The sequence below is a fragment of the Pararhizobium arenae genome, from assembly GCF_001931685.1.
In the GTDB taxonomy this organism is placed as follows: domain Bacteria; phylum Pseudomonadota; class Alphaproteobacteria; order Rhizobiales; family Rhizobiaceae; genus Pararhizobium; species Pararhizobium arenae.
In genome coordinates, this window is sequence record NZ_MOOY01000006.1 from 369,266 (window position 1) to 387,799 (window position 18,534).

At 58.6% G+C, this 18,534-nt stretch carries 16 protein-coding genes; 14 read left to right on the top strand and 2 right to left on the bottom strand.

The window, feature by feature from the left end; all coding sequences use genetic code 11:
- The first annotated feature begins 77 nt into the window (after positions 1-77).
- Complete coding sequence (gene gyrB, locus BLX89_RS15780) at positions 78-2,513, top strand: DNA topoisomerase (ATP-hydrolyzing) subunit B (protein ID WP_075291893.1); 2,436 nt, start codon at positions 78-80, stop codon at positions 2,511-2,513.
- A gap of 64 nt (positions 2,514-2,577) precedes the next feature.
- On the opposite strand, the gene BLX89_RS15785 is transcribed toward gyrB, so the two are convergent.
- Positions 2,578-3,177, bottom strand: coding sequence for a nitroreductase family protein (locus BLX89_RS15785; RefSeq protein ID WP_075291894.1), 600 nt, complete (start codon positions 3,175-3,177; stop codon positions 2,578-2,580).
- A 372-nt stretch (positions 3,178-3,549) separates the two neighbouring features.
- Between BLX89_RS15785 and gabD the strand changes: the two genes are divergently transcribed.
- On the top strand, positions 3,550-5,010 hold the full coding sequence (gene gabD, locus BLX89_RS15790) for an NADP-dependent succinate-semialdehyde dehydrogenase (RefSeq protein ID WP_075291895.1): 1,461 nt from the start codon (positions 3,550-3,552) through the stop codon (positions 5,008-5,010).
- 92 nt (positions 5,011-5,102) lie between these two features.
- Positions 5,103-5,906, top strand: coding sequence for a 4-hydroxy-2-oxoheptanedioate aldolase (hpaI, locus tag BLX89_RS15795; protein WP_075291896.1), 804 nt, complete (start codon positions 5,103-5,105; stop codon positions 5,904-5,906).
- Between the two features lie 4 nt (positions 5,907-5,910).
- Here the strand turns inward: hpaI and BLX89_RS15800 are convergent, their stop codons facing one another.
- A complete protein-coding gene (locus tag BLX89_RS15800) occupies positions 5,911-6,789 on the bottom strand; it encodes a GntR family transcriptional regulator (RefSeq protein WP_075291897.1) in 879 nt (292 codons plus the stop codon).
- Positions 6,790-7,068: 279 nt separating this feature from the next.
- On the opposite strand from BLX89_RS15800, the gene BLX89_RS15805 reads away from it, so the two are divergent.
- From BLX89_RS15805 to trpB, 11 genes are all read left to right on the top strand, one after another.
- Complete coding sequence (locus BLX89_RS15805) at positions 7,069-8,088, top strand: aldo/keto reductase (RefSeq protein WP_075291898.1); 1,020 nt, start codon at positions 7,069-7,071, stop codon at positions 8,086-8,088.
- Between the two features lie 26 nt (positions 8,089-8,114).
- Positions 8,115-8,561, top strand: a complete 447-nt coding sequence (locus BLX89_RS15810; RefSeq protein ID WP_075291899.1) for an RbsD/FucU family protein — start codon at positions 8,115-8,117, stop codon at positions 8,559-8,561.
- Between the two features lie 260 nt (positions 8,562-8,821).
- Positions 8,822-9,808 (top strand): ABC transporter substrate-binding protein, encoded by a 987-nt coding sequence (locus BLX89_RS15815; RefSeq protein WP_075291900.1) that lies wholly within the window; start codon positions 8,822-8,824, stop codon positions 9,806-9,808.
- 115 nt (positions 9,809-9,923) lie between these two features.
- The gene (locus tag BLX89_RS15820; protein ID WP_075291901.1) at positions 9,924-11,477 is read left to right on the top strand and encodes a sugar ABC transporter ATP-binding protein; all 1,554 of its coding nucleotides are present in this window, start codon (positions 9,924-9,926) and stop codon (positions 11,475-11,477) included.
- Between the two features lie 40 nt (positions 11,478-11,517).
- Positions 11,518-12,492 (top strand): ABC transporter permease, encoded by a 975-nt coding sequence (locus BLX89_RS15825; RefSeq protein ID WP_075291902.1) that lies wholly within the window; start codon positions 11,518-11,520, stop codon positions 12,490-12,492.
- 66 nt (positions 12,493-12,558) lie between these two features.
- Positions 12,559-13,578, top strand: a complete 1,020-nt coding sequence (locus BLX89_RS15830) for a zinc-binding alcohol dehydrogenase family protein (RefSeq protein WP_075291903.1) — start codon at positions 12,559-12,561, stop codon at positions 13,576-13,578.
- A gap of 282 nt (positions 13,579-13,860) precedes the next feature.
- Positions 13,861-15,135 carry a polyhydroxyalkanoate depolymerase gene (phaZ, locus tag BLX89_RS15835; RefSeq protein WP_075291972.1) on the top strand — a complete coding sequence of 425 codons (1,275 nt, stop codon included), beginning with the start codon at positions 13,861-13,863 and terminating at the stop codon, positions 15,133-15,135.
- A 144-nt stretch (positions 15,136-15,279) separates the two neighbouring features.
- The gene (locus BLX89_RS15840; RefSeq protein ID WP_075291904.1) at positions 15,280-15,711 is read left to right on the top strand and encodes a DUF2852 domain-containing protein; all 432 of its coding nucleotides are present in this window, start codon (positions 15,280-15,282) and stop codon (positions 15,709-15,711) included.
- A gap of 102 nt (positions 15,712-15,813) precedes the next feature.
- Positions 15,814-16,572 (top strand): M48 family metallopeptidase, encoded by a 759-nt coding sequence (locus BLX89_RS15845; protein ID WP_075291905.1) that lies wholly within the window; start codon positions 15,814-15,816, stop codon positions 16,570-16,572.
- Between the two features lie 76 nt (positions 16,573-16,648).
- Positions 16,649-17,317 (top strand): phosphoribosylanthranilate isomerase, encoded by a 669-nt coding sequence (locus BLX89_RS15850; RefSeq protein ID WP_075291906.1) that lies wholly within the window; start codon positions 16,649-16,651, stop codon positions 17,315-17,317.
- Positions 17,314-18,534, top strand: coding sequence for a tryptophan synthase subunit beta (gene trpB, locus BLX89_RS15855; protein WP_075291907.1), 1,221 nt, complete (start codon positions 17,314-17,316; stop codon positions 18,532-18,534). Before BLX89_RS15850 ends, trpB begins: the two co-directional genes overlap by 4 nt.

The window sequence follows — 18,534 nt, forward strand, 5'->3', positions numbered from 1 at the left end:
CACAAAAGCCGTGGAACGGGTGATTCGCACGCAATCGCCGGCAGGCCCAAGCGGGCCTGAAACCCTGGAAAGACTATATGACCGATACTCCTGAGACCGCCTCCGGTTCCAACGCCGAATACGGCGCCGATTCCATCAAGGTGCTGAAGGGCCTCGATGCCGTTCGCAAGCGCCCGGGCATGTATATCGGGGATACCGACGATGGTTCAGGTCTGCATCACATGGTGTATGAAGTCGTCGATAACGCAATCGACGAGGCTCTGGCCGGTCATGCCGATATCGTGACCGTTACGTTGAATGCCGATGGCTCAGTGACCGTCACCGACAATGGTCGCGGTATCCCGACCGACATACACAAGGAAGAAGGCGTTTCGGCAGCGGAAGTCATCATGACCCAGCTGCACGCCGGCGGTAAGTTCGACCAGAACTCGTACAAGGTCTCCGGCGGTCTGCACGGGGTCGGTGTTTCTGTCGTCAATGCGCTTTCCGTTTCGTTGAAGCTTAAGATCCGCCGCGCCGGCAAGATCCACGAGATGAGCTTTACCCACGGTGTCGCGGATTCGCCTCTGGTCGTGACCGGGGATGCCGGCGACCTGACGGGAACGGAAGTCACCTTCCTTCCAAGCAGCGAGACCTTCACCAAGACGGACTTCGATTACGGAACGCTGGAGCATCGCCTGCGCGAGCTTGCCTTCCTCAATTCCGGTGTCCGTATCGTGCTTACCGATCGCCGCCATTCCGATATCAGGCAGGACGAGATGATGTATGACGGTGGCCTCGAAGCCTTCGTTGCCTATCTCGACCGCGCCAAGAAGCCGCTCGTTGCCAAGCCGGTCGCCATTCGCGGCGAAAAGGACGGCATCACTGTCGAAGTGGCGATGTGGTGGAACGACAGCTACCACGAAAATGTGCTCTGCTTTACTAACAACATTCCCCAGCGGGATGGCGGCACGCACATGGCTGGCTTCCGTGGCGCGCTGACCCGCCAGGTCACGTCCTATGCGGATAGCTCCGGCATCACCAAGCGCGAAAAAGTTTCGCTGCAGGGCGAAGATTGCCGCGAAGGTTTGACAGCCGTTCTGTCGGTCAAGGTTCCCGATCCGAAGTTTTCGTCTCAGACCAAGGACAAGCTCGTTTCCTCCGAGGTCCGCCCGGTCGTCGAAAGCCTCGTCAACGAAGCGCTCAGCACCTGGTTCGAAGAGCATCCGACCGAAGCGAAAATCCTCGTCGGCAAGGTCGTCGAAGCCGCTGCTGCTCGCGAGGCTGCCCGCAAGGCGCGCGAACTCACCCGCCGCAAGGGTGCGCTTGATATCTCGTCGTTGCCCGGCAAGCTTGCCGACTGCTCCGAACGCGACCCGGCGAAATCCGAACTCTTTCTCGTCGAAGGGGACTCCGCTGGCGGTTCCGCCAAGCAGGGCCGCTCGCGGGAAAATCAGGCGATACTGCCGCTTCGCGGCAAAATCCTCAACGTCGAGCGCGCCCGCTTCGACAAGATGCTGTCGAGCCAGGAAATCGGTACGCTGATCACAGCGCTTGGTACTTCGATCGGCAAGGACGAGTTCAACCCGGAGAAGCTGCGTTACCACAAGATCATCATCATGACCGATGCTGACGTCGACGGCGCGCACATCCGCACGCTGCTGCTCACCTTCTTCTTCCGCCAGATGCCGGAACTGATCGAGCGCGGTCATCTCTACATCGCCCAGCCGCCGCTCTATAAGGTAGCGCGCGGCAAGTCAGCCCAATATCTGAAGAACGAGAAGGCGCTGGAAGAATACCTGATATCCATGGGTCTGGAAGACGCTCGCCTTGAGCTTGGCTCAGGCGAAGTTCGGACCGGACAGGACCTGCGCGAAGTCATCAACGATGCCCTGCGCCTTCGGTCGCTGATCGATGGTCTTCATTCCCGTTATAACCGCGAAGTTGTCGAGCAGGCCGCGATTTCTGGCGCGCTTAATCCGGAACTCGTGCACAACCAGGAGCGTGCCGAAGCCACGGCCGCACAGGTTGCCTCACGGCTTGACCTGATTGCCGAAGAAACCGAACGTGGTTGGACGGCGGTCGTTGCCGGTGACGGTGGACTGAAGTTCGAGCGCATGGTGCGCGGCGTCAAGGAAGTCGCTTCCCTCGACATGGCGCTGATCGGCTCGCAGGATGCACGTCTGCTGGATCAGCTTTCCGGTCGCCTTGGCGAAATCTACTCGATTCCGCCGAAGCTGGCGCGCAAGGATGGCGCAATCGAAATCAGCGGGCCGCGCGCGCTTCTAGATGCGATCTTCGCAAGCGGCCGCAAGGGCCTGTCCATGCAGCGCTATAAGGGTCTGGGCGAAATGAACGCCGAGCAGCTCTGGGAGACGACGCTCGATCCAAACGTGCGCTCGCTGTTGCAGGTCAAAGTTCCTGATGCGACCGATGCAGATGGCCTGTTCTCGCGCCTGATGGGCGATGAGGTCGAGCCGCGCCGCGATTTCATCCAGGAAAACGCTCTGAGCGTGGCCAACCTCGATATCTGATCAAATATCTCTCGCAGAGACGAAAATGGCGCCCGTGGAGGCGCCATTTTTGTTGTTGGACCGCTTATTCCGCGATGAACTTGCCGTTGAAGGCAATTTCCGAAAGGCGCCGGCGCGGGCTCGGCGTTTCGCGGGCCTGCAGATAGTCCGGCAGCTGAGCTTTGTCGCCGAGGCGGCCGATGGCGGCAGCGGCCTCGATACGATAGCCCTCCGGGATTCCAAGAACCTCGGCAGCCTTGTCGAAATGAATACCGGTCATGCCATGGGCCTGAAAGCCCGAGATTGCGGCCTGCGCGGCAATTGCACCCCAGGCGGCGCCGGTATCGAAGCTATGGCTGTAGGAGAGTTTTTCTTCCATGGTGCCGGGCGCTGCGAAATGTGTTTTTGAAACGATCAGTACCAGTGCCGAAGCGCTGGAAGCCCAGCTCTGGTTAAAGTCGTTGAGAAGAGGAAGAAGCGTGTTCCATTCTTCCGAGCCGCGCAGAGCGTAGACGAAGCGCCAGGGCTGGGAATTGAAGGCGGAAGGTGCCCAACGGCCAGCTTCGAGAATGGTGAGCAGTTCCTGTTCGGAGATAACATCACCGTTGTAGGCGCGGGGAGACCAACGGTTCAGAAAGACCGGAGAAATCGGGTAATCGGCCTGGCGTTGATTGCTGGCAGTCATGATGACGTTCCTGTCTGAGCATGCGGGACAAATGCCCTGACCACGCGGAGTTGATCATTCGGGAGCGCGCGGTTTCCGAGATCGCGCTTCGCCCTATATTGAGTTGGTATCGGCGCAGAAGGTGGGAGGAGCTTCAGCGCGCCGATCGCACGGGATCGTTGCTGCTTGAGCAGACGCATGTGCGGGCTCTATCGATATAGCGATCAGGCCCATCGCCGTAAGGCACCGTTTCAGCGATAGACTGTTTCCAGATTGTGACCAATCCGACGTGTCGCGTAACCCGTAAGACGCTGAAAATTCCACACCGAGACAATTGTCTTCTGGCATAAAAAAATTGTATAAGTTCTGTAGATTTTAATCGAGGATCGCCCTATGCCCGTTTCCCTGAAAGACCCGTCCCTCTTCCGTCAGGCCGCGCTCGTCGGCGAAAACTGGATCGAGACGGATCCAAAGAACGCAATCGAGGTCAATAATCCCGCAACCGGTGAGATTATCGGTCGGGTGCCGAAGCTGGGTGCTGCTGAAACCAAGACGGCGATCGAAGCTGCTCAGGTTGCCCAGAAGGGCTGGGCGGCCAAAACCGCCAAGGAGCGCGCCGCAATCCTGCGCAAGTGGTTTGACCTTATGATCGAAAACAAAGACGATCTTGGTCGCATCCTGACGCTTGAGCAGGGCAAGCCGCTTGCTGAGGCAACGGGTGAGATCGTTTACGGTGCGAGCTTTATCGAGTGGTTCGCGGAAGAAGGCCGCCGGATCTATGGCGATCTCATCCCCGGCCACCAGCCGGACAAGCGCATCATGGTCATGAAGCAGCCCATCGGCGTCGTCGCGGCGATCACGCCGTGGAATTTCCCAAACGCCATGATCACCCGCAAGGCCGGTCCGGCTTTTGCAGCGGGCTGCGCCATGGTTCTGAAACCTGCGTCGCAGACACCGTTCTCGGCAATTGCGATCGCTGTTCTTGCGGAGCGGGCTGGCCTGCCGAAGGGTCTTTTCAGCGTGATCACCGGCTCGGCCGCAGCGATTGGCGGCGAAATGACGGAAAACCCGGTCGTTCGCAAGCTGACCTTCACCGGCTCGACCGAAATCGGTGCCCAACTTTACAAGCAAAGCGCCCCCACCATCAAGAAGCTGGGCCTTGAACTCGGCGGCAATGCGCCTTTCATCGTCTTCGACGATGCCGATCTTGACGCCGCCGTCGAAGGTGCTCTCATCGCCAAGTTTCGTAACAACGGACAGACCTGCGTCTGCGCCAACCGGATTTATGTTCAGGACGGTGTTTATGACGCCTTTTCTGAAAAGCTGGCAAAGGCAGTTGGCAAATTGAAAACCGGCAACGGTTTCGATGAAGGGGTGATCCTTGGACCGCTGATCGACAAGCCGGCTCTCGAAAAGGTCGAGGAGCATGTTGCCGACGCTTTAAACAAAGGAGCTCGTGTCCTCCAGGGCGGCAAGCCGCATGCGCTGGGCGGCACCTTCTATGAAGCAACCATTCTGGTGGACGTTACGCCCGAAATGGCTGTCGCCCGCGAAGAAACCTTTGGTCCGCTCGCACCGCTCTTTCGCTTCAAGGACGAAAAAGACGTCATTGAGCAGGCAAACGATACCGAGTTCGGTCTTGCCTCATATTTCTATGCCAAGGATCTGGCTCGCGTCTTCCGGGTCGCCGAGGCGCTGGAATACGGCATGGTGGGTGTGAACACCGGCCTGATCTCGACGGCGGAAGCGCCGTTCGGTGGCGTCAAGCTTTCCGGGCTTGGCCGGGAAGGCTCCCGTTACGGCATCGAGGAGTTCACCGAGATCAAATATGTCTGCCTGGGCGGCATTGCCTGAAGAACGTCGTTTGATATGACAGGCCGACCGGAGCGATCCGGTCGGCTTTTTCAATTGCGCGGCAGATGCCTGCGACTACGGAGGAAAGTGCCATGCCGGCTCCGGTCAATCCTTTCAAGGCTGCCATCCGGCAGAAGCAGTTTCAGCTTGGTTTGTGGGTGGCCCTTGCCAGCCCTTATGCGGCTGAAGTGATTTCCGGCAGTGGCTACGACTGGCTTCTTATCGATGGCGAGCATGGTCCGAACGATATTCCCCTTCTGAGCGCCCAGGTTCAGGCCGTGCAACGCTCCGCTTCTCATCCAATCGTTCGCTTGCCTTGCGGCGAAGCCTGGATGATCAAGCAGATCCTTGATGCAGGGGCGCAGACCTTGCTGATCCCGATGGTGGAAAGCGTCGAACAAGCCAAGGCCCTGGTCCGGGCCGTCCGATATCCGCCTCATGGGATTCGCGGCGTCGGCGCAGCACTCGGTCGTGCTTCAGAATTCAGTCGCATCGAAGATTATTTGCAGACGGCGAACGATCAAATCTGCCTGCTTCTGCAGATCGAAAGCCGGGCTGGGCTGGAAGCGCTGGATGAGATTGCTGCCCTTGAAGGGGTGGACGGACTTTTCATCGGCCCGTCTGATCTTGCTGCCGATATGGGTTATCTTGGCCAGCCAGGCCACCCTGCCGTGCTCGAAGCAATAACCGATGCCTTCCAGCGTATCGCCAAGGCCGGCAAGGCGCGCGGTATCATGACGCTCGATCTTGGTCAGGCCCATCACTACCGTTCGCTCGGGGCGGATTTCATGGCGATCGGAACCGACGTGACGCTGCTGGTTTCGGCGACGGAAAAGTTAAAGTCGGAATTTCTTGCCGGCGAATCCGGCGCGACGAAATCAGTTTCCGGCTATTGAGATTTCAGGGAATAGACTGCAGCAGCGTTTCGCGGGCCGAGCGCAGGTGTCTGCGGCAGGCCGCTTCCACCTGGGCGGGATCGCGGGAACGCAGCGCGGCAATATAGTCAAGATGCTCCTCAAGCGCGCGGGCATTGCGCTGGCGCGCATTCGTCTTGTTCCATTGATAATGGTAATGGAAGACGATGGTGATAATATCGTAGAAATCGACGATAAAGCGGTTGGCGGAAGACGTGTGCACCAGCAGGTGGAATCGCTCGTCGAGTTCCGAAAACTCCATGTAGCGGTTTTCGATATCGGCGAGAATGTCGTGGTGGGTTGCTTCGATATCAGCCAGTTCGGTCCAGGCCGCATGTTTAGGCGGCAGCAATGCGAAACTGGCCGCCGAACGCAATTCGAACATCTCGCGCACTTCGGTTAGTTCAAGTGCGAACTCGCGGGTGAAGCCCTTGAGAATCCAGTGGCTGTTCGGTCGTTTTTCGATCAGGCCGAAACGGCTGAATCGTATGAGGAATTCTCGAACGCTCGTCGTCCCGATCCCGATTTCGCGGGCGATTTCAAGCTCGTTGATCTGCATGCCGGGCTCCGCCCCACCGGCCAGAATCCGGCGCATGAAACTGCGCTCGATGATCGCGGAGAGGGAACTGGTTTCGTCTTCCGGATAATAATCGTCCGCTTTGGGCTGGCGCAGCACCGTCTTGGAGCGCTTGTTCCAGCTTATCAACGCCAGCTCTTCCATTCGTGCGAGAATGGCGCGGACCGTCGTCCGGCTGACCCCAAGCATGTTTCCGATCTCAGGCTCCGACGGAAGGGTGGCGGTATGCGCCAGCTGTTGCAAGCAGCGGTTAAACGCATGTTTAAAAACGGTGTTTTGTTTCGCCATGACGCGCCGCTCTTTTTTGCCGGATTATGCCAGGGGAGCGTAGGGCGCTACCCGGCGGAAATTCGGCTCACGCGCGTGCTGGTATTGAACAAAATCAAGCGTCGAAGACACGTCGAGCTTGCGTTTCTTGCCTCGCTGCATGGCTGTGCTCCCAAAATCGTGGCTGCCGGTTCTCGCGGCCGCAGCTTCCCCGCCATAATACCCATTGACGAACATCTGTCTATTGTCGATAAAAGACAAAATAGGCGGACCAAGTCCGAATGCCGTTTGGGAGGACGCATGAAGACGAGACAGATCGGCAAGACCGCGCTCAAGGTGACCGAATATAGCTTCGGTACTGCGGCCCTTGGCGGCCTATATCGCGCCTGCCCTCATGACGTGGCGATGGAAACCCTGCAGGCAGCCTGGGACGCCCACCTGCGCTACTTCGATACCGCTCCCTGGTATGGCCTTGGTCTCGCGGAACGCCGGACGGGCGATTTCCTTCGTGACAAACCTCGCGATCATTATGTGCTCTCCACCAAGGTTGGTCGCCTGTTGCATCCTGTGCCGGACAATGCCGTACCGGATTATTCCTATGTCGATCCGCTGTCCTTCGATGCGACCTACGACTATAGCTACGATGGGATCATGCGTTCCCTCGAGTTCAGTTACGCTCGCCTCGGCCTGAACCGTATTGATATTCTCTATGTGCACGACATCGGGGTTTACACCCATGGCGCGGCGCGCAATGCCGTTTTGTTGCGGCAGTTGCTCGACTCCGGGCTGAAGGCGCTCGACGAGTTGAAGTCAAACGGCGTGATATCCGCCTATGGTTTGGGTGTGAACGAGGTACCCGTCTGTTTGGATGTGCTGCGCCACGCCGATCTGGACTGCATCCTGCTCGCCGGTCGTTATACCCTGCTGGATCGGTCTGCGGTCGCGGAGTTGCTGCCGCTGTGCGAAAAGAAGAAAACCTCGATCATAGTCGGTGGCGTCTTCAATTCCGGCATCCTCGCGACCGGGCCGGTTGCCGGCTCACATTTCGACTACATGCCCGCAACGCCGGAGATTTTGGAAAAAGTCGCGGCCATGGAAGCGATTGCAAAGAAGCAGGGGCTGCCGCTTGCGGCACCGGCGATCCAGTTTGCGCTCGATCATCCCGTTGTCGCTTCGGTCCTTCTCGGTACCGCAAAACCGGCAAGCCTTGTTCGCAATATGGAACTGACAAAGACCACGATCAGCAGCGACGATCTCGCTGCTTATAACGCACATACCCTCGTCGCTCCCGAATTGGGGCAAGATGCCGTACGCGTCTGAAAGCGGCTCAAGGAAAGGAAATACAAATGCTGAAGGGAATTCACCCCTTGCTCGGACCGGAACTGTTGCACGCCATTCGCACCATGGGGCATGGCGATGAGATCGTGGTCGCGGATGCCAATTTTCCTGCGAGCACAATGGGTCCGAAAGTCGTTCGGGCTGATGGTGTCGATGCTCTCTCGATCACCGAAGCCATTCTCGCGCATATGCCGCTCGACACTTTCGTTGACGAAGCCGCTTGGCGCATGGAGGTGGTTGGCGATCCTACGGCGGAGCCGGAGGTCTGTATCGAGTTCCAGAAACTCGTGAGCAAATTGGCGGGTGATTTCAAGGTCGTACCGATTGAACGTTTCGCCTTTTATGAGCGCTCGCGGAAAGCCGCCTACATCGTGGCTACGACTGAATTCCGGCTTTACGGAAACATCATCCTGAAAAAGGGCGTGGTCCTCCCGGAGGAACTCTACCGCCCTTGAGAGTATCGTAATTGGATTAAAAATTCCGAAATCTGAAAAATAGAATGAAATTATCATTTTTCAGTTGCTTTTCGGAACGGCTGATATAGCCTTGAACAAGGGTCGATCGAGGAGAGGAGAACTTCGATCGACGGCCGCGGTGATCCAAGGAAATTGGTCTATCGCTGCTGCTCAGATGTTCTGTCGATCAAATCGGACCATGTGCGCCTGGTGGTCCGATCGAAGAACGAGTGACTGAAGGCGCTTTGGAGGAGAACAATATGACCATCATGAAGCATATTCTGTCGCGTCGCGCCTTCACCAGCTTGGCTGGTGCCGCTGTCCTCGCAACGATGATGCCTGCCGCGTCTTTCGCGCAGGACGTGACCATTCCGATTATCGTCAAGGACACCACGTCCTTCTATTGGCAGATCGTTCTGGCTGGCGCTCGCGCCGCCGGCAAGGACCTCGGCGTCAATGTTCCGGAACTGGGTGCCCAGTCGGAATCCGACGTCAACGGCCAGATCAGCATTCTGGAAAACGCCGTTGCCGGCAAACCGGCCGCTGTCGTCATCTCGCCGACCGAGTTCAAGGCGCTTGGCCAGCCAATCGATGAAGCCGCCAAGGCCGTTCCGGTGATCGGTATCGACTCCGGCGCCGATTCCAAGGCTTTCAGCTCATTCCTTACCACGGACAACGTCCAGGGCGGCCGTATTGCTGCCGACGGTCTCGTCGCCGCGATCAAGGAAGCGACCGGCAAGGAAGAAGGCGAAGTCGCCATCATCACCAGCTTGCCCGGCGCCGGCTCTCTCGAGCAGCGCCGTGAAGGTTTCCTTGATCAGCTCAAGACCAAGTATCCCGGCATCAAGGTTATCGCTGACAAGTATGCCGATGGTCAGGCTACGACCGGCCTCAACATCATGACCGACCTGATCACGGCCAACCCGAACCTCGTTGGCGTCTTCGCTTCCAACCTGATCATGGCGCAGGGCGTTGGTCAGGCCATTTCCGAAAACAACCTCGGCGAAAAGATCAAGGTCATCGGCTTCGACAGCGACGACAAGACGGTTGCCTTCCTGAAGGATGGCGCGCTGGCCGGTCTCGTCGTCCAGGACCCCTACCGCATGGGTTATGACGGCGTGAAGACTGCGCTTGCCGTGTCCAAAGGCGAGAAGGTCGAAGCCAATGTCGATACGGGCGCAAACCTCGTCACCAAGGCGAACATGAGCGAGCCGAAGATCGACGCGCTCCTCAACCCGAAGATCTAAAAAGCAAAAAACCGCGCCGGTTCATGCCGGCGCGGTGTCCTTGTTGATGGCCAGCTTCGGCGGGCCTTGCGACACGGCCTTACGGCTGTGTTTCGCCCTATCGGAGGCAGCTTTCATGACCAGCCTTGAACAACTCGCCCATCGGCACGACGACAGCCCGACGATAACCGAGGGTAATCGTGTTCCGCCGGGTTCGCCCATTCTTGAGCTCAAGGGGCTGCAAAAGAATTATGGCTACGTGCAAGCGCTCAAACCCGCGACGGTGACATTCCTAGCCGGCGAAGTTCATGCCATTGTTGGGGAGAATGGCGCTGGAAAATCCACCCTGATCAAACTTTTGACGGGCGTAATCACGCGCACGGCCGGTGAAATTCTCTGGTGTGGCCACCCGGTTGCTCTGGCAACGCCGAACGAGGCTATCGCCCGCGGCATCAACGCCGTGCATCAGGAAGTCGTGCTTTGTCCGCATCTGACGGTCGCCGCCAATCTTTTTCTTGGGGACGAGATCAACCGCAATGGCCTGATGCGCAAACGCCAGATGGAAAAGACGGCGCAGGCCGTTCTCGACGATCTCGGCTTCCATCTGCCGGCCGCCGCTGTTTTGAGCTCGCTTACCATTGGCCAGCAACAGCTGGTCGCGACCGCGCGCGCTGCCATGCGCGGCACCCAGTTTCTGATCTTCGATGAGCCGACGGCCTATCTTACGCGCCAGGAATCGGCGCAACTTTTCAAGCTGATCCGCCGTCTGCAAAGCGAAGGCGTGACGATCGTTTACATCAGCCACCGCATGGAAGAGGTGTTCGAACTCGCCGATCGCGTGTCGGTGCTGCGCGATGGCACCCATGTCGGCACGCGGCTGGTGGGCGAGACCAATGAAACCGAGCTGATCGCGCTGATGATCAACCGTTCGATCGACCAGATTTATCACAAGGAAGACGTCCCGTTCGGCGAAACCATCCTTGAAGCCAGAGGCCTAAGCGGACCGGGGTTTGAGAATGTTTCGCTTTCCGTTCGCTCCGGCGAGATCGTCGGTCTCTACGGCTTGATCGGAGCAGGCCGGAGCGAATTTGCACTGGGGCTTTATGGCCGGCATCCGGCCACCGCTGGTGAAATCCACTGGATGGGCCGGAAGGTCGATATCAAGAACGAACGTACCGCGATGGATATTGGGATTGCTCTTGCCCCGGAAAGCCGACGCGATCAGGGCCTTTGCCTCAATCTTCCGATCGGTCTCAACATCAACCTGCCGGTGTTTGGACGCCTCAGCCGCGGTCCTGTCATCAGTCGTGGGCAGGAATCGGCAAATGCCGACCAGCAAATTCGCAATCTCGCAATCAAGACGCCGCACCGTAACGTTCTGGTGTCCAGCATGTCCGGCGGTAACCAGCAAAAAGTGGTTATCGGCAAGTGGCTGAGCCACGGCGCCCGGCTTTTCATCTTTGATGAGCCGACTGTCGGCGTCGATGTCGGCACCAAGGCGGAAATCTATCGGTTGTTCGCGACGCTCCTGAAGCAGGGCGCGGGCATCATCCTGATCTCGTCCTACCTGCCGGAAGTGTATGAGCTGGCGGACCGGCTTCACGTCTTCCGCCGAGGCCAACTGGTTGGCAGCCATGATTTCCACGCCGCATCGCATGAAGATGTGCTTGCCGAGGCGATCGGCGTCTGAAAGCGCCTGAAGAACAAGAATGAAGAGGGAGAATATCTAAATGGCCATCACTCCATCCGAGCCGGTTGCAGCCGCCCCGCGACGCGGGATGAATGTCCTCTTCAGCCTGACGCTGATCGGCCTTCTGCTTTTCCTCTGGATTGCGCTGGGTCTCGGCACGGCAAGCTTCTGGACGCCGCTCAACATTTCGAACCTGCTGCGCCAGGGCGCAATGACGGCAATTCTTGCTGTCGGTCAGACATTCGTCATCATCACCGCGGGTATCGATCTTTCCGTGGGCGCGATCGTCGGTTTCTCCAGCGTCATCCTCGCATACCTTCTTCAGGCCGGGGTTCCCCTCGGAATCGCCATCGCGCTGACTCTTCTCATGGGTATTGCGATTGGTGTGTTTCATGGCTTCGGCATTGTCCGCATGGGCCTGCCGCCCTTCATCATAACGCTGGCGACCCTTACCTCGCTGCGCGGCATCGGTCTCCTCATCACGGACGGCTCGACAATCTCGATCACCCATGAAGGATTTACCGCCTTCTCGCGCGCCAACTTCCTGGGCATTCCGAGCCTTTTCTGGATGGTGATCCTGGTGGCGGTCCCGGCCTATATCTTCTTGCACCTGAGCCGTTGGGGCCGCTACCTTTTCGCCGTCGGCTCCAACAGCGAGGCGGCGCGTCTCTCCGGCGTCAATGTCAACCGCACGATTTACATGGCCTATATCCTGTCGGCCACCTGCGCCGCCTTCGTCGGCATCCTGCTTGCCTCGCGCATCGGCATCGGCAACGCCACACAGGCGGAAGGCTGGGAGCTGCAGGCAATCGCGTCCTCGGTGATCGGCGGAACCAGCCTTTTCGGCGCGGTGGGCTCAATCCACGGCCCGCTGATCGGTGCATTCATCCTGGCAACGATCAACAACGGCGCCAATCTGCTAAACGTCAATTCGTTCTGGCAGCGTATCATCACCGGCCTGCTGATCATCGTGATCGTCTATTTCGACCAGCTGCGCCGTCGCGGTTCGCGGTAAGTGGTAAACACAGGACGGGCCAGCACAGCCTGGCCTGTCGGCAAAGACCAGCAATCGGGGTACATCATGAAGGCCGTCATATGCAACGAGCCGGGTCAGCTTGTGCTGGCCGACGTTCCAGCGCCGGGCGCGGTGCCGCCCGGCTGGGTGCGGCTTTCCGTCAGTCATGTCGGCATCTGCGGCACGGACTACCACATTTTCGAGGGCAAGCATCCGTTCCTGCAGTATCCGCGGATCATGGGTCATGAGATCTCGGCGCGGGTGATTGAGACGGGGGAGGGGGCCGCGCTGGCAAATGGCAGCCTCGTTATCGTCAATCCTTACATCGCCTGTGGCCATTGTATTGCCTGCAACAAGGGCAAACCCAACTGCTGCACCGATATCCGCGTACTGGGCGTGCACACCGATGGTGCCCAGTGCGAGGAAATCCTTGTGCCGGAAGTCAATCTTTATCCGGCTGACGGCCTGTCTCCGCAAGCGGCGGCGACGGTCGAGTTTCTGGCGATCGGGGCGCATGCCGTGCGCCGGTCCCTGGCACAGAAAGGGTCGCGCGCGCTTGTCATCGGCGCCGGTCCCATCGGCCTCGGTACCGCGCTCTTCTCCCGGATCGCCGGTCATGATGTAACGCTTGTGGACACCAGCACCGAGCGTCTTGCCATGGCTGCCCGCGTCTTTGGCTTCGACAAGGGCATTCCCGCCGATGAAAAAATTGCCGAGGCTGTGACGGCTGCAAGCAATGGCGATGGTTTCGATGTCGTGTTCGACGCGACGGGGTATGCCGGATCGATGCAACGTTCCTTCACCTACGTCGCCCATGGAGGCTGCCTCGTCTTCGTCAGCGTCGTCAAAGACGAGATCAGTTTCTCCGACCCGGAGTTCCATAAGCGGGAGATGATGCTCGTCGGCAGCCGCAATGCGACAAAAGAGGATTTTGTCCATGTGGCAAATGCGATCCGGGCAGGTCATGTTCCGGTCGATGCGCTGATCACCCATCGCACGACCCTCGATCGCGCTGTCGACGACCTTCCGCGCTGGGCCAGGGAAAAGGCCGGGCTCATCAAGGCGGTGATCGAGATCGCGCCATGACAAATCCTCTGAGAGGATTGCACTGCGGCGGCGAGAACGTCGCAGATTTCACTGTCCCTCCCTTTTGCTTCGCGAGTTTTACGCAAGCAACTTCATGGATTGTAAAAGGATCGGTGAAATTCTGCGTTCCGAGGAAGAACAAAGGACGTTTGGCGCTGCGGTAACAATTGTTGCGATGCACAAGACCTGTTATGCTCCAGCTGCCTGTCGGTGAAGAATGATCGGATGTTGCCGGAGTTTTACCGGTCGCATTTCCCGGTTACGGTAACAGGAGTGTTTCCCGTGTTTTACCAGCTATACGAATTCAATCATGCGATGATGGCGCCCTGGCGCGCGACGGCAGATGCCATGCGCCTTGCGTATGCCAACCCGCTCAATCCGCTTTCCCATACTTATTTCGGCCGGGCTGCCGCCGCCGGGCTCGAGGTTTTTGAGCGCATGACGCGCCGTTACGGCAAGCCCGAATTCGGCCTTCCGGAAACGATCGTCGATGAGCAGACCGTACAGGTGCGTGAAAAGATTGTGTGGCGCCAGCCCTTCTGCAACCTCATACACTTCGAGCGTGCGCTGCCGAAGGGCAGGGCGTCCGACCCCAAGGTGCTGATCGTCGCGCCGATGTCCGGCCATTACGCCACGCTCCTGCGCGGCACGGTTGAAGCATTGCTGCCGCATTCGGATATCTACATCACCGATTGGATCGATGCGCGCACGGTGCCGCTCACCGAGGGCACCTTCGATCTCAACGACTACATCGATTATGTCATTGAGATACTCCATTTCCTTGGGCCCGATACGCATGTGATTGCCGTCTGTCAGCCGGCGGTCCCGGTCCTTGCGGCTGTGGCTGTGATGGAAGGCAATGACGATCCGCTCTCCCCGGCGTCGATGACGCTGATGGGCGGTCCTATCGATACGCGGATCAACCCGACGGCCGTCAATCAGCTTGCCAAGGACAAGCCGATCAAATGGTTCCAGGACAACGTCGTCATGCAGGTGCCGTTCCCGCAGCCGGGCTTCCTGCGGCCGGTTTATCCGGGCTTTCTGCAGCTCTCAGGCTTCATGTCGATGAACCTCGATCGCCATCTGACGGCGACAAAGGATTTCTTCGAGCATCTGGTCAAGAACGACGGCGACGCCGCCGAAAAGCATCGCGATTTCTATGACGAGTACATGGCGGTCATGGATCTGACAGCTGAGTTCTATTTGCAGACTGTTGAAGTCGTCTTCATGCGGCACGCTCTGCCAAAGGGCGAGATGATGCACCGCAACCAGCGGGTTGATACAACCGCGATCCGCAAGGTCGCGCTGCTGACGGTAGAAGGCGAGAACGACGATATTTCCGGCGTCGGCCAGACAAAGGCAGCGCAAACCATCTGCACCAATATCCCCGAAGACATGCGAATGCATTACATGCAGCCGGATGTGGGTCACTACGGCGTCTTCAACGGTTCGCGTTTCCGCCGGGAGATTGCACCGCGCATCGTCGCCTTCCAGCGTCAGCATTCGCGACGTGCAAAACCGGTTGGCCGCGTCATCAAGGGCGGCAAGCAGGCCTAAGGGCGCCGAACAGACTAAATTTAAGGATAGCAATCAGGCGCTTGCTCGATTTTTGCCAGCGTCTGACTTGCGACAGAGTTCGGTTGTTCCCACATCCTAAAGAGCAGGCCCACGGGGGCCTACTTTGAGTGAGGACCTCTGAACATGAATCAATCCGCATTGATCCGTCCGGACTGGACTCCCGCAACCATCGCATTGATGGTGCTTGGCTTTGTGGTCTTCTGGCCGCTCGGTCTCGCCATGCTGGCTTACATCCTTTTCGGTGAACGGCTGAAGTCGTTCAAGAAGGATGCCAATTCGACGATGGACGGCGTTTTCTCGTCGTTCAGGCGCGGTGGCGGTCGCGGCTATCGCGGTCCGCAGTTTGGCACTGGCAATGTCGCATTCGACGATTGGCGTGAAGCTGAACTTGCCCGCCTGGATGAAGAACGTCGCAAGCTCGACGAAATGCGCGAGCAATTCGACGAATATGTTCGCGAACTGCGCCGGGCAAAGGATCAGGAAGAGTTCGACCGCTTCATGCGTGAGCGCAACTCCGGTGGTCCGGGTTCGGTGCCGGGCTTTCCGGCTCACTAAAGAAGACCGAGGCCGGCGCTTTTCTGAGGCGCCGGCTTTTTCCATTTTGCTACTCCATTCTTGCGGCATGCGCGAGATCGGCGAATCGGCTATCACCACTTGATGTTTTCCCTTCTTCGCAAGACGTCAGCGACGAAAAAAAGCCCTCAGCCGACGAAGCGTCTGATCGATGTCGCCGGCCGCTCGATGCCGCTCACCATCAAGCAGAACGCGCGAGCAACCCGGATGACGCTTCGCATCGAGCCGGGCGGTCGCGAACTGAAACTGACGGTGCCGGCCGGACTTCCCGAACGCGAGATCAACGCCTTCCTCAATCGCCATCAGGGCTGGTTGATGACCAAGCTTGCCCGCTTTTCCGGCGAAAGCGTGCTTGAGGAGGGCGGCACGATCCTCATCCGCGGTATCGCCCATCGCATCGAACGCACCGGAAAACTGCGCGGTTTGACGGAAGCGATCGTCGAAGGTGAGGAAGCCGTGCTGAGGGTCAGCGGCGCGCCGGAACATCTGCGGCGTCGCATTTCGGATTTTCTCAAAAAGGAAGCGCGCAGGGATCTGGAGCATCTCGTACAAATTCATGCGCGCATGGTGGGCCGGAAAGTAAAGTCTCTAAGCTTGAAGGATACCCGCAGTCGCTGGGGTTCCTGCGCTGCGGATGGCGCCTTGAGTTTTTCCTGGCGCATTGTCATGGCGCCGCCCAAGGTGATCGATTATCTTGCAGCCCATGAGGTCGCGCACCTTCGGGAAATGAACCATGGGCCAGATTTCTGGGCGCTGTGCGAAGAACTCTGCCCTGCAACTGCCGATGCGCGCCGCTGGTTGAAACGCAACGGAACAATGTTGCACGCCATCGATTTTGATTAACCGAGACGCGCCGAAACCCACGTTTCGCGGGTATTTTAGGCTCGACTCCCACCGAATTTCATGCGACGTCCCTGCTATGAAGACGGAAGTGAAAATTTGCGGTTTGAAGACCGCCGAGGCGATCGACCGCGCGATTGAGCTCGGAGCGTCCCATACGGGGTTCATCTTCTTCGAAAAAAGCCCTCGCAATATCGAACCTGATGACGCAGGTGTGCTGGCAGACCGTATTCGCGGCAAGGCCAAGATCGTGGCTGTCACCGTCGATGCCGACAACGACTTCCTCGATGAAATCATCTCGGCGCTGTCGCCGGATATACTACAATTGCACGGCAGCGAAAGCCCGGAGCGGGTCCTCAATGTCAAGGCTGTCTACGGCCTGCCGGTGATCAAGGCATTTTCAGTTCGGGATGCCGACGACCTGAAGAAGATCGAGCCCTATATCGGCATCGCGGATCGGTTCCTGTTCGATGCCAAGGCGCCAAAAGGCTCGGAATTGCCGGGCGGCAACGGGGTTTCTTTCGATTGGCGTTTGCTTGATGCGCTTGACGGCAGCGTCGATTACATGCTTTCCGGGGGATTGAACGCGGAAAATGTCGGTGAAGCGCTTGCGCTGACCGGCGCGAAGGCTGTCGATACCTCATCCGGGGTCGAGCGTGCGCCCGGGGTCAAGGACCTGAAGCGCATGCAGGAATTTTTCGAAGCGGTGGCTCGCGGGCCAAGCACTACGCCAGGGAGCAAGACGTGAACGAAACGCCTAAACTGAACTCCTTCAAGGCAGGGCCTGACGAAGATGGCCGCTTTGGCATATTCGGCGGTCGCTTCGTTGCCGAAACCCTGATGCCGCTGATCCTCGATCTGCAGAACGAGTGGAGCAAGGCCAAGAACGATCCAGCCTTCCAGGCGGAGCTGCAACATCTCAACACCCACTATACCGGCCGTCCGAGCCCGCTGTATTTCGCGGAGCGCCTGACGCAGGAACTGGGCGGCGCAAAAGTCTACTTCAAGCGCGATGAGCTCAACCACACCGGCTCGCACAAGATCAACAATTGCCTTGGTCAAATCCTTCTTGCCAAGCGCATGGGCAAGACCCGCATCATCGCCGAAACCGGCGCGGGCCAGCACGGCGTGGCCTCTGCCACGGTTGCCGCCCGTTTCGGACTGCCCTGCGTCGTCTACATGGGGGCGACCGATGTCGAGCGTCAGGCGCCGAATGTGTTCCGCATGAAGCTCCTTGGTGCCGAAGTTAAGCCGGTTACGGCCGGCCATGGCACGCTGAAGGATGCGATGAACGAGGCGCTGCGCGACTGGGTCACCAATGTCGACGATACCTACTACATGATCGGCACGGCCGCCGGCCCCCATCCCTATCCGGAAATGGTTCGGGATTTTCAGTCGGTGATCGGCCACGAAGTGCGCGACCAGATGATGGCTGCGGAAGGTCGTCTGCCGGACATGCTGATCGCCGCTGTGGGTGGCGGATCGAATGCTATCGGTCTGTTCCATCCGTTCCTCGACGATGACAGCGTCAAGATCGTCGGCGTCGAAGCCGGCGGCAAGGGACTGGACGGCGATGAACATTGTGCCTCGCTCACCGCTGGTTCACCCGGCGTCCTGCATGGCAATCGCACCTATCTGCTGCAGGACCGCGATGGCCAGATCAAGGAGGGCCATTCGATCTCCGCGGGCCTCGACTATCCCGGCATCGGACCGGAGCATTCCTGGCTGAAGGATGCCGGCCGCGTCGAATATGTGCCGATCATGGATCATGAAGCGCTCGAGGCCTTCCAGTTCCTGACCCGGCTGGAGGGCATCATTCCCGCGCTGGAACCGAGCCATGCCTTGGCCGAGGTCATGAAACGGGCGCCAAAGATGGACAAGGATCAGATCATCGTGATGAACCTCTGCGGCCGGGGCGACAAGGATATCTTCACCGTAGGCAAGCTGTTGGGTATGGGGCTTTAA

Coding starts and splice junctions, on each gene's coding strand:
- BLX89_RS15845 (WP_075291905.1), top strand. CDS start 15,814: ATGTTTTCCCTTCTTCGCAAGACGTCAGCGACGAAAAAAAGCCCTCAG.
- BLX89_RS15830 (WP_075291903.1), top strand. CDS start 12,559: ATGAAGGCCGTCATATGCAACGAGCCGGGTCAGCTTGTGCTGGCCGAC.
- BLX89_RS15825 (WP_075291902.1), top strand. CDS start 11,518: ATGGCCATCACTCCATCCGAGCCGGTTGCAGCCGCCCCGCGACGCGGG.
- hpaI (WP_075291896.1), top strand. CDS start 5,103: ATGCCGGCTCCGGTCAATCCTTTCAAGGCTGCCATCCGGCAGAAGCAG.
- BLX89_RS15785 (WP_075291894.1), bottom strand. CDS start 3,177: ATGACTGCCAGCAATCAACGCCAGGCCGATTACCCGATTTCTCCGGTC.
- BLX89_RS15800 (WP_075291897.1), bottom strand. CDS start 6,789: ATGGCGAAACAAAACACCGTTTTTAAACATGCGTTTAACCGCTGCTTG.
- BLX89_RS15840 (WP_075291904.1), top strand. CDS start 15,280: ATGAATCAATCCGCATTGATCCGTCCGGACTGGACTCCCGCAACCATC.
- BLX89_RS15815 (WP_075291900.1), top strand. CDS start 8,822: ATGACCATCATGAAGCATATTCTGTCGCGTCGCGCCTTCACCAGCTTG.
- BLX89_RS15805 (WP_075291898.1), top strand. CDS start 7,069: ATGAAGACGAGACAGATCGGCAAGACCGCGCTCAAGGTGACCGAATAT.
- gyrB (WP_075291893.1), top strand. CDS start 78: ATGACCGATACTCCTGAGACCGCCTCCGGTTCCAACGCCGAATACGGC.
- BLX89_RS15810 (WP_075291899.1), top strand. CDS start 8,115: ATGCTGAAGGGAATTCACCCCTTGCTCGGACCGGAACTGTTGCACGCC.
- BLX89_RS15850 (WP_075291906.1), top strand. CDS start 16,649: ATGAAGACGGAAGTGAAAATTTGCGGTTTGAAGACCGCCGAGGCGATC.
- gabD (WP_075291895.1), top strand. CDS start 3,550: ATGCCCGTTTCCCTGAAAGACCCGTCCCTCTTCCGTCAGGCCGCGCTC.
- BLX89_RS15820 (WP_075291901.1), top strand. CDS start 9,924: ATGACCAGCCTTGAACAACTCGCCCATCGGCACGACGACAGCCCGACG.